Origin of the sequence: Pseudomonas lurida (assembly GCF_013522705.1) — a bacterium.
Lineage (GTDB): Bacteria > Pseudomonadota > Gammaproteobacteria > Pseudomonadales > Pseudomonadaceae > Aquipseudomonas > Aquipseudomonas quebecensis.
On sequence record NZ_JAAMRE010000018.1, the window covers coordinates 14287 to 29064 of the forward strand.

16 protein-coding genes are annotated in these 14778 nt (G+C 61.7%); 8 read left to right on the top strand and 8 right to left on the bottom strand.

Going from position 1 to position 14778, the window contains the following annotated elements; all coding sequences use genetic code 11:
• Window positions 1-23 precede the first annotated feature (23 nt).
• On the bottom strand, window positions 24-1451 hold the full coding sequence (gene arcD / locus G7025_RS15725) for an arginine-ornithine antiporter (protein WP_181080075.1): 1428 nt from the start codon (window positions 1449-1451) through the stop codon (window positions 24-26).
• 446 nt (window positions 1452-1897) lie between these two features.
• On the opposite strand from arcD (G7025_RS15725), the gene arcD (G7025_RS15730) reads away from it, so the two are divergent.
• A complete protein-coding gene (gene arcD / locus G7025_RS15730; protein ID WP_181080076.1) occupies window positions 1898-3325 on the top strand; it encodes an arginine-ornithine antiporter in 1428 nt (475 codons plus the stop codon).
• A gap of 27 nt (window positions 3326-3352) precedes the next feature.
• Here arcD (G7025_RS15730) and G7025_RS15735 read toward each other — a convergent pair whose 3' ends face one another.
• From G7025_RS15735 to G7025_RS15745, 3 genes are all read right to left on the bottom strand, one after another.
• The gene (locus G7025_RS15735) at window positions 3353-4702 is read right to left on the bottom strand and encodes a CoA transferase (protein WP_181080077.1); all 1350 of its coding nucleotides are present in this window, start codon (window positions 4700-4702) and stop codon (window positions 3353-3355) included.
• Window positions 4703-4737: 35 nt separating this feature from the next.
• Window positions 4738-6084 carry a sensor histidine kinase gene (locus G7025_RS15740; protein ID WP_181080078.1) on the bottom strand — a complete coding sequence of 449 codons (1347 nt, stop codon included), beginning with the start codon at window positions 6082-6084 and terminating at the stop codon, window positions 4738-4740.
• Window positions 6085-6151: 67 nt separating this feature from the next.
• Window positions 6152-6616, bottom strand: coding sequence for an LTXXQ domain protein (locus G7025_RS15745; protein ID WP_181080079.1), 465 nt, complete (start codon window positions 6614-6616; stop codon window positions 6152-6154).
• A 340-nt stretch (window positions 6617-6956) separates the two neighbouring features.
• On the opposite strand from G7025_RS15745, the gene G7025_RS15750 reads away from it, so the two are divergent.
• Window positions 6957-7439, top strand: a complete 483-nt coding sequence (locus G7025_RS15750; RefSeq protein WP_181080080.1) for an ImmA/IrrE family metallo-endopeptidase — start codon at window positions 6957-6959, stop codon at window positions 7437-7439.
• Entirely contained in the window at window positions 7436-7852 is a 417-nt protein-coding gene (locus G7025_RS15755; protein ID WP_181080081.1) for a hypothetical protein, read from the top strand. Before G7025_RS15750 ends, G7025_RS15755 begins: the two co-directional genes overlap by 4 nt.
• Window positions 7853-7898: 46 nt before the next feature.
• Here G7025_RS15755 and G7025_RS15760 read toward each other — a convergent pair whose 3' ends face one another.
• From G7025_RS15760 to G7025_RS15775, 4 genes are all read right to left on the bottom strand, one after another.
• Window positions 7899-8576: a response regulator transcription factor gene (locus G7025_RS15760; protein WP_181080082.1), complete on the bottom strand. Its 678-nt coding sequence runs from the start codon at window positions 8574-8576 to the stop codon at window positions 7899-7901.
• Between the two features lie 7 nt (window positions 8577-8583).
• Window positions 8584-8991, bottom strand: a complete 408-nt coding sequence (locus tag G7025_RS15765) for a translation initiation factor 2 (protein ID WP_181080083.1) — start codon at window positions 8989-8991, stop codon at window positions 8584-8586.
• A gap of 107 nt (window positions 8992-9098) precedes the next feature.
• Window positions 9099-9398: a YciI family protein gene (locus G7025_RS15770; protein ID WP_181080084.1), complete on the bottom strand. Its 300-nt coding sequence runs from the start codon at window positions 9396-9398 to the stop codon at window positions 9099-9101.
• 1 nt (window position 9399) lies between these two features.
• The gene (locus tag G7025_RS15775) at window positions 9400-9996 is read right to left on the bottom strand and encodes a septation protein A (RefSeq protein ID WP_181080085.1); all 597 of its coding nucleotides are present in this window, start codon (window positions 9994-9996) and stop codon (window positions 9400-9402) included.
• 87 nt (window positions 9997-10083) lie between these two features.
• Between G7025_RS15775 and G7025_RS15780 the strand changes: the two genes are divergently transcribed.
• From G7025_RS15780 to rluB, 5 genes are all read left to right on the top strand, one after another.
• A complete protein-coding gene (locus G7025_RS15780; RefSeq protein WP_181080086.1) occupies window positions 10084-10947 on the top strand; it encodes a PHP domain-containing protein in 864 nt (287 codons plus the stop codon).
• Between the two features lie 13 nt (window positions 10948-10960).
• Window positions 10961-11590 carry an L-threonylcarbamoyladenylate synthase gene (locus G7025_RS15785; protein ID WP_181080087.1) on the top strand — a complete coding sequence of 210 codons (630 nt, stop codon included), beginning with the start codon at window positions 10961-10963 and terminating at the stop codon, window positions 11588-11590.
• Between the two features lie 120 nt (window positions 11591-11710).
• Window positions 11711-12409, top strand: coding sequence for a segregation and condensation protein A (locus G7025_RS15790; RefSeq protein ID WP_164365898.1), 699 nt, complete (start codon window positions 11711-11713; stop codon window positions 12407-12409).
• A 12-nt stretch (window positions 12410-12421) separates the two neighbouring features.
• Window positions 12422-13336 carry an SMC-Scp complex subunit ScpB gene (scpB, locus tag G7025_RS15795; protein ID WP_181080088.1) on the top strand — a complete coding sequence of 305 codons (915 nt, stop codon included), beginning with the start codon at window positions 12422-12424 and terminating at the stop codon, window positions 13334-13336.
• A gap of 226 nt (window positions 13337-13562) precedes the next feature.
• Entirely contained in the window at window positions 13563-14771 is a 1209-nt protein-coding gene (rluB, locus tag G7025_RS15800) for a 23S rRNA pseudouridine(2605) synthase RluB (protein ID WP_181080089.1), read from the top strand.
• Window positions 14772-14778 lie beyond the last annotated feature (7 nt).

Here is a 14778-nt window from a genome sequence, read left to right on the forward strand (position 1 = left end):
TCAGATCCTCCAATGAACAACAATTACAAGGTCAGGAAGCCGTCGTAGAGCCCGTAGGCAGCCACCAGGGCGCCTATGACTACCGCGGCGAAAATCAGCTTCTCGACGTTGGTGAAAATCGGTTTGCCCAGTTCATGCTTGGCCTTGGCGAACAGAATCGCGCCGGGCGCATAGAGCAGGGCGGACAGCAGCAGGTACTTGATGCCGCCGGCGTAGAGCAGCCAGATCGCGTAGATCAGCGCGACGGCGCCGATGAACAGGTCTTTTTTGCGCTCGGCCAGGGCGTTTTCGTAGGTCTCGCCACGCACCGCCAGCAGCAGCGCGTAGGCCGCCGACCACAGGTAAGGCACCAGGATCATCGAGGTGGCGAGGTAGATCAGCGACAGGTACGTACTGGCGGAAAACAGTGTGATTACCAGGAACAGCTGGACCATGGCGTTGGTCAGCCACAGTGCGTTGGTCGGCACGTGGTTGGCGTTTTCCTTGCGCAGGAACGCCGGCATGGTGTGGTCCTTGGCGGCGGCGAACATGATCTCCGCGCACAGCAGCACCCATGACAGCAACGCGCCCAGCAGCGAGATAATCAGGCCGACGCTGATCAACACCGCGCCCCAGTGGCCGACCACGTGCTCCAGCACAGCGGCCATCGATGGGTTCTGCAGCTTGGCCAGTTCCGGTTGGGTCATGATGCCCAGGGACAGCACGTTCACCAGCATCAGGAACAACAGCACCGTGATGAACCCGATCACGGTGGCCTTGCCCACGTCACTGCGTTTTTCAGCGCGTGCCGAGAAGATGCTCGCGCCCTCGATGCCGATGAACACCCATACGGTGACCAGCATCATGTTGCGCACCTGGTTCATCACACTGCCCAGGTCCGGGTTTTTCACGCCCCAGATGTCAGCGGTGAAGATGTCCAGCTTGAACGCGAACAGGGCGATCAACACGAACAGCACCAGCGGCACCACCTTGGCGACGGTGGTCACCAGGTTGATGAACGCCGCTTCCTTGATGCCGCGCAGCACCAGGAAATGCACGGCCCACAGCAACACCGAGGCGCCGATCACCGCCGCTGGCGTATTGCCTTCGCCGAAGATCGGAAAGAAATAGCCCAGGGTGCTGAACAACAGCACGAAGTAGCCGACGTTACCCAGCCAGGCGCTGATCCAATAACCCCAGGCCGATGAAAAGCCCATGTAGTCGCCAAACCCGGCCTTGGCGTAGGCGTACACGCCGCCGTCGAGGTCGGGCTTGCGATTGGCCAGGGTCTGGAACACGAATGCCAGGGTCAGCATGCCGATCGCGGTAATGACCCAGCCGATCAATACCGCGCCCACATCGGCGCTCGCGGCCATGTTTTGCGGCAGTGAAAAGATGCCGCCGCCGATCATCGAACCGACGACAAGTGCAACCAGGGCGCCTAATCGAAGTTTTCCGGGAGATTCAGACATTGCATGACTCCAATGCAGGAGAAGAGAGGCCACAGAATAAATCCGTAAGCTGATCAAACAGCTGACTCAGATCACTTCATTGGCACATTCCATTGCGAATTAATGACTTAACGGCGACCCTGTACGCACGGATTTTCCCGCAGAGGCTTGTTCCAGAGCGCTTTGTGCGTTGGAATTAATCATTTAGTGCAAGGCATGGGGTTTGAAGCTAGACGGGATTGCCAAATGTGCAAACTTTTTCGACGCTGACCGCGAACAAGCGCGCAATGATTTAAAGTGTGCGCCGTATTTAAATTCTAAATAAGCCTAAACTCGAACATCTGTCATGCGCTTGCGTTATGAGCATGGCGAAATAGTGGCGCCGTAAACAAGCGCTACACTCGCTTAGTTAAATTAAGTTGGATGCACAGTTGTCGACTCAAGTGGTTATTCAGTCAGGAGTACTCATGTCTCAAACAAGCGAGAAACTTCGCCTCAGCGGCCTGATCGCGTTGGTGGTGGGGTCCATGATCGGTGGGGGAATTTTCTCGTTGCCGCAGAACATGGCGGCACGTGCCGAAGTGGGCGCGGTGTTGATCGGCTGGGCGATCACTGCCGTGGGCATGCTGACCCTGGCCTTCGTGTTCCAGACCCTGGCCAACCGCAAACCGGAGCTGGACTCCGGGGTGTATGCCTACGCCAAGGCCGGCTTTGGCGACTACATGGGCTTTTCATCGGCCTGGGGTTACTGGATCAGCGCCTGGATGGGTAACGTCGGCTACTTCGTCTTGCTGTTCAGCACCCTCGGCTATTTCTTCCCGGTCTTCGGTCAGGGCAACACCCCGGTGGCCATCGGCTGCGCCTCGTTGTTGCTGTGGGCTGTGCATTTCCTGGTGCTGCGCGGCATCAAGGAAGCGGCGTTCATCAACCAGATCACCACCATCGCAAAAATCGTCCCGCTGCTGATGTTTATCGTGATCGCCGCCGTGGCGTTCAAGGCTGACGTGTTCACCCGGGATATCTGGGGCCTGGGCAACCCGCAGATCGGCGGGGTGGTGGAGCAGGTGCGCAACATGATGCTGGTCACCGTGTTTGTGTTTATCGGCATTGAAGGCGCCAGCGTGTATTCGGCGCGGGCCGAGAAACGTGCCGACGTAGGGCGAGCCACGGTGATCGGTTTTCTCGGCGTGCTGGCGCTGTTAGTGCTGGTGAATGTGCTGTCCCTGGGTATCATGAGCCAGCCGGAGTTGGCGGGGCTGCAGAACCCGTCGCTGGCCGGGGTGCTTGAGCGCATCGTCGGGCCGTGGGGCGCGCTGTTGATCAGCGTCGGGCTGGCAGTGTCGCTGCTCGGTGCGTTGCTGTCCTGGGCACTGTTGTGCGCGGAAATTCTGTACGCCACGGCCCATGACAAGACCATGCCGGCGTTCCTCAAAAAGGAAAACGCCAACCAGGTGCCGGTCAACGCGCTGTGGCTGACCAACCTGATGATCCAGGCATTCCTGGTGATCACGCTGTTTTCCCACAGCACCTACACCAAGCTGATCTACCTGGCTTCTTCGATGATTCTGGTGCCGTACCTGTGGTCGGCGGCGTACGCAGTGTTGCTGAGCGGGCGCGGCGAGACCTATCAAGACGCGCCCCGCGAGCGCCTCAAAGACTTGCTTATCGGCCTGATCGCCCTCGGTTATGCGATCTGGCTGCTGTATGCCGGAGGTCTGAAGTACCTGCTGTTGTCGGCGTTGCTCTACGCGCCCGGTGTGATCCTGTTCGCCCTGGCCAAGCGCGAACAGGCTCTACCGTTGTTTACCCACGTGGAAAAAGGCATTTTCAGCTGCGTGATCGCCGGCGCGGGCCTGGCGGCATACGGGTTATACAGCGGGGTATTGTCATTGTGACGGGCAGCCGTACGCCTGGACGGTCGATCACCACTGTGGCCGATGTGAACCCAATTCTACGGCCGGCCGATCCCATTGCAGCGGTGTGCCGTTGATGCTCACGGGGGGCAGCAGCCGGTGCGCCGGGCCCCAATGGGTGTGTTCGACCAGCAGCCCCAGGTCGCCTGGCTCCTCGGGCCTCAGCGCCGGTTCCTGCGGCGCTTGCCCTGCTTCCATCAGCAGCTTTGCCGTACGCGCCAGGGACAAGCGCGCCGATCCACCACGTCCGGACTGCAAGCGTTCGCGCAATGCCTGCAGCGCGCTGGCGGCCATGAGGTAGCCGGTGCCGTGGTCCAGCGCCTGCACTGGCAACGGCATCGGTTTGTCCGCCTGTTGCCAGGCCATGCCCGCCTCGGCGATGCCGCAGCTCATCTGCACCAGGCTGTCGAAGCCGCGGCGGTTGCGCCATGGGCCGCTCCAGCCATAGGCGTTAAGGCTCACGTCGATCAGGCCGGGGGCCAGGCGTTGCAGGCTGTCGGCGCTGTAGCCCAAGCGTTCGAGGGCGTCGGCGCGATAACCGTGGAACAAAAGGTCGGCGTCCTTGAGCAAGGCTTCGAACAGCTGCCGACCATCCTGGGTTTTCAAATCCAGCCGCGCGCAGCGTTTGCCCAGAGTCATTTCCGGCACCACGCCCGGTTCGTCCCAGGTCGGCGAGTCGATGCGCAGCACATCCGCCCCCAGCCCGGCCAGGAAGCGACTGGCCACCGGGCCGGCCAGGACGTGGGTCAGGTCCAGCACCTTGAGCCCTGCCAGCGGGCGGGCCACCGAGCCGCGCCAGGGTTTGGCCGTGGTGGCCGCAAACGTCTGACGCTGCACCAGCGCCTCGGCATTCACCGCCTGCCCTTGGGGATGTTGCTGCCAGGCCGACCCGGTACGCATCTGCGCGGCACAACCGCCGGCCTCGACCATTGCCTGCTCCAGTTCCGCGGCCTTCCAGGCGGCGACCTTGCCGGCCATCTCGGTGCGATCACGGACCTGGCCCAGCACCTGCTCGGCGGCGGCACGGTGATGGGGCGCGTTGGTGTGCAGACGAATCCAGCCGTCGGCGCTGGCGTAATCGCCGGCCACCGGGTCCCACAGCGGCGGCACATGCCAGCCCAGCGGGCGTAGTGAGGACGAGAACCACCAGGACGCCAGACGTCGGTCCACGCTGACGTCGGGCAGGCGTCCGGTCTGTTGCCGGATCAGCTCGGCCACGGCCTGGCCGGCGGCGCCGAGGCTGGCGCAGGCCAGGTCGGTCACGGCGAAGGCCGAGGGCAGGGCGCCGGCGCCGGTCAGAGGCAGCGGCGTTTGCGGTAGATCGAGCGCGGCTTGGATGGAAGTCAGCAGGTCAGTCATCAAAGGCCCTCCGGGAGAAGGACCACTATAGAAGATCAGCCGGCGGGTGTGACAACCCCGGGTTGCAGCGGCAGGTCGAGGCTGGCGATAAAGCCGCCGGTCGGGTGATTGGCCAGCTCCAGGCTGCCGCCGTGGCGTTCCGCCGCTCGCCGTGCGATCGCCAGGCCCAGCCCGTGGCCCTGGGCGGTCTGGCCTGGGGCGCGGTAGAACGGCTCGCCCAGTTGGCTCAGGTGTTCGGCATCAACCCCGGGGCCGTGGTCGCGCACGCTGATCACAATGCGCTCACCCAGACGCTGGGCCTGTAATTCGATGGGCTGGCCCGCAGGGTTGAAGCGCTGGGCATTGCGCAGCAGGTTATCCACCGCCCGCTCGATCATGGTCGGCCAGCCCTTGAGGTGCAGGTCGGCGTCGGTGGTCAGGCGTACCACTTGGTCGGGTGCGCTGAGCTGGGCATCTTTTTGCAAGGTTTTGAGCAACGTGTTGAGGTCCACCTCTTCGGCGCTGGCGTTGTCGGCGTCAACGCGGGCCAATACCAGAATCTCGCTGATCAGCGCCTCCAGGCGGTCGCATTCGCGCGTCAGGCGCGGCCAGAGTCGCTCGCGTTCTTCGGGGCTGGCGCGTTCGGCCAGGGCCAGGGCGATACGCAGACGCGCCAGGGGCGAGCGCAGTTCGTGGGACACGTCGCGCAACAACTGGCGCTGGCTGCCGATCAAGCTTTGCAGGCGGGCGCCCATGCGGTTGAAGTCGGTGGCCAATACGCCGAATTCATCGCGCCGATTGGCCAGGCGCGCCAGGCTGTTCTGTTGGTAGGTGGCCTGGCCCAGGTCGTGTACCGCGCCGCGCAGGCGGCTGAGCGGACGGGTAATGGACAAGGTGACGAACAGGCTGAACAGCGTCAGCACCACCAGGGCGATGGCCAGGGCGCTCAAGGGCCAGGCCAGACTGCTGCGATGCCATTCGTCGAGTTCCGGATGAGGAATGCGGTAGATCAGCAAATAGGTGTCGCCGGTTTTGTCGCTGGTGTACTCGGCGGTCAGGCGGCGCCAGGGCAGGTGGCCGTCCTTGCTGTCGTTTTGCCGGGCTTCGAACGCCGCGGCGCGACGCGGAAAGGTGCCGCGCACCACCGGGTCGCCGCTTTCGTTCAGCACTTGCACATCAATGTGATACTGGCGCTTGCGTTGCTGCAGCAACTCCTGGGCCGCGTCCTCGCCCTGGGCCTCGTAGAGTTGGGTCCACTCCTGGGCCAGGTTGTTGAGGCCAGGGTGGCGGCTGAGAATCCATGCATCCTGATTGAGCATGTGCCCCAGCAGGATCGACAAACCGGCAACCAGGGCGATGGCCAGCCAGAAACTCGCCAGGATCCGCCAGAACAATGAACGCACAGGACACCCTCAAACAGGAAAAGCCCAGTGGCGTGGGCCACTGGGCTGGGAGATTAACGCCAGAGCATTATTGCGCTTTTTGCGGCTGTTGCGCTTTCCAGGCCTGGAATTGCTGCCACTCGGCCCGACGCTCGGCTTGTTTCTTGACGATCTCGTCGTACTTCTTCTGCTGGTCGGGCTTGAGCAGGTTACGGATATCGGCCTGGGTTTTCTGACGCCCGGCATCGATTTCATCCTGCATGGCTTTCTGGTCGGCGGCCGGGAGTTTGGCCAGGTACTTTTTGACCAGATCCTTGCGAGCGTGCCATTGATCGCCCATCAGCTTGCCGATCTGCTCACGCTGTTCTTTGCTCAGGTCCAGTTGGCTGAACGGACCGCCTTTGCCGCGCGGACCGTGTTCGCCGTGACCCGGGCCACCCATCATGTGGCCTTCAGGGCCGCCCATCGGGCCTGGTGTCGGGCCTTCCGGCATGGCCATGGCGACAGTGGGCAGGGCTGCGGCGAACATCAAAGCGATAAGGGTCTTGCGCATGGTGATTCTCCTGTCTCTATTCCGGTGAATCCGGATGTGAGTAGGTTACGCAGACCAAGGTCAGCGGCGGTCAGGTGTGGGTAAAGCTTCGGTAAAGAGCCATACGATGGGCGCTGACATAACTTAAGCGTGCTCTTTTGTAACAGCGCTGCCACGTTCGTCATGAATACGGGCATACTTCGGCGCCTGGGCTGTATGCATATACAGTTAAACTAAATATTGCAGGAACGAATGCTTGTACTTGTGTCAACTACAATTTGACGAGGGCTTGGCCCTATGCAACATTTGCCCTCAATTCAACCCACCAAAATGTTGAGTTCTAAACTTATAAGGGAGGCGTATGGAGTACAGAACTGCAGACGACGTCCTGCGCGCTCACTGGGATGGTCGCTTGCCGGTAAGTCCAAAGAACATTGCCGAGGCGATGGGAATAGAAGTTGAGGCGCTTACCCCGGATGAGCCCGAAAAGTGGCGTGCCACTGAAAGCGGGCATTATTCTTTTCGCGGTGGCAACCCGCTGATTACCTATAACTTCATGGACGCTCCGGTCAGGCAACGTTTCACTATTGCGCATGAGATCGGCCACCACGTATATGGCGATCTGGACGCGCCGCGAGACACCTCGGAGCAGTTCAGCGCCAAGTCGCGGGACCCCAGGGAAGTGGCGGCCAACCGCTTTGCCGCAGCGCTCCTGATGCCGGCGGCATTGGTCAAACATATGGTCATTGAGCAGCGAATCACCGATATCGCAAAGTTGGCCAGTGCGTTCGGGGTCTCTACGGCTGCGATGGAGTTCCGGCTCAAGGCGATTGGGCTTTTATGATTGATAGCAGCGACGATCTGTCTGGCGGCGAGGCTGATAATCCTGGCCTGATCAGTGACTATTTGAGAAGAGAAGCCTGGCGATTCAGGTGGGAAAAGCGCCTGACCAATGTGACTGTCGCGTTAATCCTATTGTTTTACCTGGCGCTGCTGGGCTTCGTCTTTCTTGGGAATATTCGAATCTCAGCCGGTGTCTGGTATTTCTTCGCCGCCGTTCGCCCGCACAGCGCGGGAGATATTCCGATCATCGTGTCCCTCTCTACAGTGCCTACGCTGCTGCTTATTGCACTGTTGCGCTATTTCCACCATCGGCCCAAAGCTGACCAGGATGATTTACAGGCACCGTTGCCCATCAGCGTCGAGGCTGCCAAGGCAATAATAAAAGCCACTACGGACGCGATGAAAAACAATTGAGATGAACAGTGAGTAAATGCCCGGCCAACATGCCGGGCTTTTTAATCTACAGGCTGTAGTAATAGCCACGGCTGCGCAATGCCACGATGCGTGGCCGGCCATCAGGGTGCGGGCCGATCTTTTTGCGCAGGTTGCTCACGTGCATATCCAGGCTGCGGTCGTACAGGGTGAGCTTGCGGCCCAGGGCGATCTGCGCCAGTTCCTGTTTGTCCAACGGCTCGCCGGGCTGGCGAAGCAGGGCTTCGAGCAGGCGGCTCTCGGAAACGGTGAGGGTGAATTCCTGTTCATCGATGCTGACCACGCCGCGCACCGGGCTGAAACACAGGTCGCCCAGTTCGAGCTGGGTCGACACGGCGGCCGGGTGACTGCGGCGCAGCACGGCGCGCAGGCGTGCAGTCAGTTCCCGAGGGTCGCAGGGTTTGGCCAGATAATCATCGGCGCCCAGCTCCAGACCGAGGATGCGGTCCAGCGGTTCGCCACGCGCCGAAAGCATCAGCACCGGCAACTCCGGGTGGTCGGTGCGTAACTGCTTGAGCAATTCCAGGCCGCTGCCGTCGGGCAGCATCACGTCCAGCACCACGGCAGCCGGGGCGCTGTCGGCCAAGGCCTTGCGCGCACTCAGGCCATCGTGACACGCACGCACCTGGAAGCCTTCCTGGCTCAACCAACTGGTCAGCAGCTCGCAGAGCTCCTGGTCATCATCTATCAGTAACAGCTCGCTCATGACTCACTCAATTTAGCCATTGTCGACGACGCCGGTGCCCGCCGCTGGCGAAGATCCCGCACAACAGGGCAATCAGAGCGACGGCGCCGCCGGTGACAAACCACTGTTGTTGCTCGGTCAGCCATCGGGTCAAGCCGCCGCCCTGTGCGTCTTTGAGTTGCTGGGCCAGGCGTTGGTTCTCTTGGCGAAGGCGGCTCAGTTGGGCGCTTTCGCGGGTCGCATCCGCGCTTTGCAGTTGCTTGCTCAGTTCTTCACGCTGCCGTTCGCTGTCTTTCAAGCGTTGCTGCAACTCGGTGATCTGGGCGCCGGCACTCAAGGACAAAGGCGTGGAGCCGCCGGTGTTTGAGGGGTCTTCCGCGTGGGCCTTGGCCCCGATCATTAACACTGCCAACAGACACAACTGACGTAAGCGCATCGGAACTCCTGATTCCACACGAATATTCAGAAAGTTGTCGGCAGGTTACCGGGAATAATGAGCAATTAGGAGTGTGCCGAACGCAATAGGTTCGGCACGCCTGCAGGTTAAGGCAGGACTTGCTTGAAAGGCTTGATCACCACGCTGTCATAGACGCCCGCCGCGACGTATGGGTCGGCGTCGGCCCAGGCCCTGGCTTCAGCCAGGGTTGGGAACTCGGCGACGATCAGGCTGCCGGTAAAACCGGCCTCGCCTGGGTCATTGCTCTCGATGGCCGGGTGCGGGCCGGCCAGCACCATACGCCCTTCGGCCTGCAGTTGCTTGAGGCGTTCGACATGGGCCGGGCGCACGGACATGCGTTTTTCCAGGGAGTGGGCAACATCGGTGGCAATGATGGCGTAGAGCATGTCAGTCCTCGGTTTTCGGCGTGGTGGGGTCGGTGTCATGCAGATGGCGCGAGAGGTAGATGCCCTGGCCGATCAGGAACAGCACGGTCATGCCCAGGCTGCCGAACACTTTGAAGTCGACCCAGTAATCCTGGAATGTGAAGGCCACAAACAGGTTGGCGGCCCCACAGAAGATGAAAAACGCAATCCACGCCACGTTCAAGCGGGCCCAGACCGGCTCCGGCAGGGTCAGCGCATGGCCCATGATCCGCTTGATCAGCAGCCGATCGCCGATGAAGTGGCTACCGATGAACGCCAGGGCGAACAGCCAGTTCACCACCGGGGCTTTCCATTTCAAGAAGGTTTCGCTGTGGAAAGCCAGGGTCAGGCTGCCGAAGACCAGGCACGCGACCAGGGTCAGCCATTGGCTTTTTTCCAGTTTGCGCTGGGAGATGAAGAGGGCGCCGTAGACCACAATGGAGCTGATGATCAGTACTGCGGTGGCGCTGTAGATGCCTCCGACGGTCAGCTCATGGCCGGCGATATCGATGACCCTGGGGTCGAGTTTGTAAACGATGAAAAACAGCAACAGCGGGATGAAGTCGATGAATTGTTTCACAGTAAGAGCCAGAAGCTGGATGTGTCGGCATAATAACAAACATCCTTGGCAGCGAAAGCGCCACCTGACTTGAGGTTACACACCCCCGTGAATGTTGATTTGCACTGCCACAGCACGGCCTCCGACGGCGCCCTGGCGCCCGCGGTACTGGTTGCGCGGGCATATGAGCACGGGGTGCGAGTCCTGGCGTTGACCGACCACGACACCCTTGAAGGCCTCGACGAAGCCCGCGCGGCGGCCCAGGCCCTGGGCATGCAACTGGTCAACGGCGTGGAATTGTCCTGCACCTGGGGTGGCGCCACTATTCATGTACTGGGCTACGGTTTCGATCAGCAGGCCGCGCCGCTGGTCAAGGCCATCGCCGATTTGCACGATGGGCGCTGGCTGCGGTCCGAAGAAATAAGCCGCAAGCTCAGCCTTAAAGGCATGCCTAACGCCCTCGACGGTGCGCGAGCCATCCAGCAGGAACTGGGCGACAGCGGCAACGCACCGGCCCGTCCGCATTTTGCCGACTGGATGGTGCGCGAAGGGTTTGTGCGAGACCGGGCCGAAGCTTTTCGTAAATGGCTGGGCGCCGGTAAGCTGGGTGACGTCAAGCAACACTGGCCAACCCTGGAGGACACCGTCGACACACTGCGGGCCTCCGGTGCCTGGGTCAGCCTGGCGCATCCCTGGCATTATGATTTCACCCGCAGCAAACGTCGCAAACTGATTGGCGACTATATTGGAGCGGGAGGCCACGCCATCGAAGTGGTCAACGGGCATCAACCCGCCGAACAGGTCGGCAGCCTGGCGATTCTTGCCCGCGAATTTGGTCTGCTGGTCAGTGCCGGCAGTGATTTTCATGGCCCAGGCGGCTGGTCCGAGATTGGCGAATATCGGCCCGTCCCGGAAGATTTGCCGCTCTTGTGGGGGCGATTCAAGCATGACCCCATTATTGCCACCGTCTGAACAGGTAGAGCACGTGAGTCAATTCTTCCAGATTCATCCGGAAAACCCCCAGCCACGCCTGATTAAACAGGCCGTGGAGATCATTCGCGCCGGCGGCGTAGTGATCTATCCAACGGATTCGTCCTACGCGATCGGTTGCCAGATCGGCGACAAAAGCGCAGTCGAGCGTGTCAGACGCCTGCGTCAGCTGGACGACAAGCACAACTTTGCGCTGATCTGCAGCGACCTGTCCCAACTGGGCCTGTTCGCCAAGGTCGATACCGGCACGTTTCGACTGCTCAAGGCGCACACGCCGGGGCCTTACACCTTTATTCTCAACGCTACCCGCGAAGTGCCGCGCCTGCTGCTGCACCCCAAGAAGCGCACCATCGGCCTTCGCGTGCCGGAACATCCGATTGCCCTGGCGCTGCTGGCCGAGCTGGGGGAGCCACTGATGAGCGTATCGCTGATCATGCCCGGTGAGACCGAGCCGCTGGAAGATCCGTACGAGATGCGTCAGCTCCTGGAAAAACAGGTGGACCTGATCATCGACGGCGGTTTCGGCGGCGCCAAGGCGTCCACCGTGATCAATCTGGCAGACGGCGAGCCGGAAGTGATCCGGATCGGCTGCGGCGACCCCGCGCCCTTCATGGCCGAGGCCTGAATGTCGGCCGTGGAAACCGTCGATCCCCAGGCAGGCGCCCAGCAGGAACTGCCGTTCGCCATGGTCTACGGCCAGGCGGTCATGGAAATGCCGCTGGACCTGTACATCCCGCCGGATGCGCTGGAAGTGTTCCTGGAAGCGTTCGAAGGCCCGCTGGACTTGCTGCTGTACCTGATTCGCAAGCAGAACATTAATATCCTCGACATCCCCGTGGCGGAAATCACCCGCCAGTACATGGGCTATGTCGAGCTGATGCAGTCGGTGCGCCTGGAGCTGGCGGCCGAGTACCTGGTGATGGCCGCCATGCTCGCCGAGATCAAATCGCGCATGTTGCTGCCGCGTTCGGAGACAGTGGAGGCCGAAGAGGATGACCCGCGCGCCGAACTGATCCGACGTCTGCAGGAGTACGAACGCTTCAAGGCCGCCGCCGAGGGCATCGACGGTTTGAGCCGCGTCGGCCGCGACGTGGTGGTGCCCAAGCTCGACGCACCCGAGGCCCGCGCGCGCAAGCTGTTGCCGGACGTGAGCCTGGAGGAATTGCTGATGTCCATGGCCGAGGTGCTGCGCCGTGGCGACATGTTTGAAAGCCACCAGGTCAGCCGCGAAGCGCTGTCTACCCGCGAACGCATGAGCGATGTGCTGGAACGCCTTAAAGGCGGCGGTTTCGTGCCGTTTGTCGAGCTGTTCACCGCTGAAGAAGGGCGCCTGGGGGTGGTGGTGACCTTTATGGCGATCCTTGAACTGGTCAAGGAGTCCTTGGTCGAGCTGGTCCAGAATGAGCCTTTTGCGGCTATCCACGTGCGGGCGCGAGCCGAATAAAGAGCTGAAACGATGAATCTGACTGAACCCCGCGAACTGGCGCCGCTGCTGGAGGCCTTTCTCCTGGCCTCGGGTAAGCCGCAGTCCCTGGAGCGCCTGTTCGAACTGTTTGAAGAGGCCGAACGCCCCGAGCCGCCGGTGTTCAAGAAGGCCCTGGAAATTCTGCGCAAATCCTGCGACGGCCGGGCCTTTGAACTGCGCGAAGTGGCGTCGGGTTATCGCCTGCAGATCCGTGAGAAATTTTCCCCCTGGGTTGGCCGATTGTGGGAAGAGCGCCCGCAGCGCTACTCGCGGGCGATGCTGGAAACCATGGCGTTGATCGCCTATCGGCAGCCGATTACCCGTGGCGAGATCGAGGATGTGCGCGGCGTGGCAGTCAACAGCCATATCGTCAAGACATTGCTGGAGCGTGAGTGGATTCGCATCGTCGGCTACCGCGACGTACCGGGAAAACCGGCGATGTTCGCCACCACCAAGGTGTTCCTGGACCATTTCAACCTGAAGAATCTCGACGACCTTCCGCCGCTTGCCGAATTGCGCGAAATGGAGGCCGAACCGGTTCTGGATTTCGACGACGCACCGGTGCCCGCGAGTTTGCAGGAACTGGCCGATGCCACGGCCGAGCCGGAAGAGCCGAAGGACGAGACCAGTTTCCATACCTTGCTGTTGGAACTGGACGACATGGAGCAGGGCATCAAGACCGACTTTGATGATTTGCTGCGTGATGGGGCGGCCGAGCCGGAAACCCGGATGAGCGTGGAGGTCGAGCCTGAACCTGAGGAAGATATCCTTGGCGTGGCACAAGCCCGTGAAAAACTCCTGGCCGCCGTCGCCGCCCTCGAACAGCCGCCCCTGAGCGACGAAGAAGACGAAGCCCGAGCCCTGGCCGAAGCCATCGAGAACGAACGCCGCCAGCTCGAAGACTGACACGGTCCAATGTGGGTGCAACCCCCTCCCGCATCGGTTCTCTGGTGCTTTGGGCATCACCGGTCGGCGGAAAAGCAAATGACCTGGCGCTAATCGACTAGTCTCTGATGCGCAATGCGCGCCATGCGCGTATGATTCGCGACCCTTTGCCGAGCTATTCGGCCAAAGCCCCGCTTTCAATACCCTTCAGGCCACGCCTGAATCGACCCACCGGGAGGTGCTTAAGATGAACGACAAAGACCAGAACGACAGCCAGGAAATCGGCCCAGCAGGCGAAAAACTGCAGAAGGTGCTGGCGCGTATCGGCGTGGGCTCGCGCCGTGACGTCGAAGCCTGGATCACCCAGAAGCGCATCAAGGTCAACGGCGTCGAGGCCACCCTTGGCCAGCGCGTCGACCTGCACGACGCAATCACCATTGATGGCAAGGTCATCAAGCGTGAAGAGGCCGCCGAATCGGTGCGCCGCGTGATCATGTACAACAAGCCCGATGGCGAGATCTGCACCCGTGACGACCCGGAAGGCCGTCCGACCGTGTTCGACAAGATGCCCAAGCCCAAAGAAGGCCGCTGGATCAACATCGGTCGTCTCGACATCAACACCACCGGCCTGCTGATGTTCACCACCGACGGTGAGCTGGCCAACCGCCTGATGCACCCGTCCTACGAGATGGACCGTGAGTACGCCGTGCGTGTGCGTGGCGAAGTCGACGACGAAATGATCGAACGCCTCAAGGCCGGCGTGGTGCTGGAAGATGGCCCGGCCAAGTTCACCGACATCAAGCAGGCTCCGGGCGGCGAAGGTTTCAACCACTGGTACCACTGCGTGGTAATGGAAGGCCGTAACCGTGAAGTACGTCGCCTGTGGGAGTCCCAGGGCCTGGTGGTCAGCCGCCTCAAGCGCGTGCGTTTCGGCCCGGTGTTCCTGAACTCCGACCTGCCGATGGGCCGCTGGCGCGAAATGAGCCAGTACGAAGTCGATATTCTCAGCGCCGAAGTCGGCCTGACCCCGGTGGCGATGCCGCAGATGAACGCCAAGAGCAAAGACAAGCTTGAGCGTATGCAGCGTAAATCGTCGCGTCCGGTGGCGCGTACCGAACGTGTGGCGCGCACCCTGCGCCCGGCGCTCAATGCACCGGCGACCGGCGGGCGTATCTCCCGCGAGCCGCAGATCGAAGGCGAGCGTCGCCCGACCGCACCGTCGCGCCAGGAAGGCGAGCGTGCACCACGCACTCCGCGGCCAGCCCCGGCCGGCGGTCGCAGCAACCGTGGTGAAGCCGATCGCCCGGCCGACAGCGCCAGCACCAAGCGCCCAGCCAAGCCGGCAGCGAACAAGCGCCCCGGCCCTAAACTGGTGGCGGACGAGCCGTCGGGCAAGCGTCGCGGCGCCCCGGCCGGTTCCGGCCAGCGTCCAGGGTTTGGTCGTAAGAAGCCTTAAGGGCAGC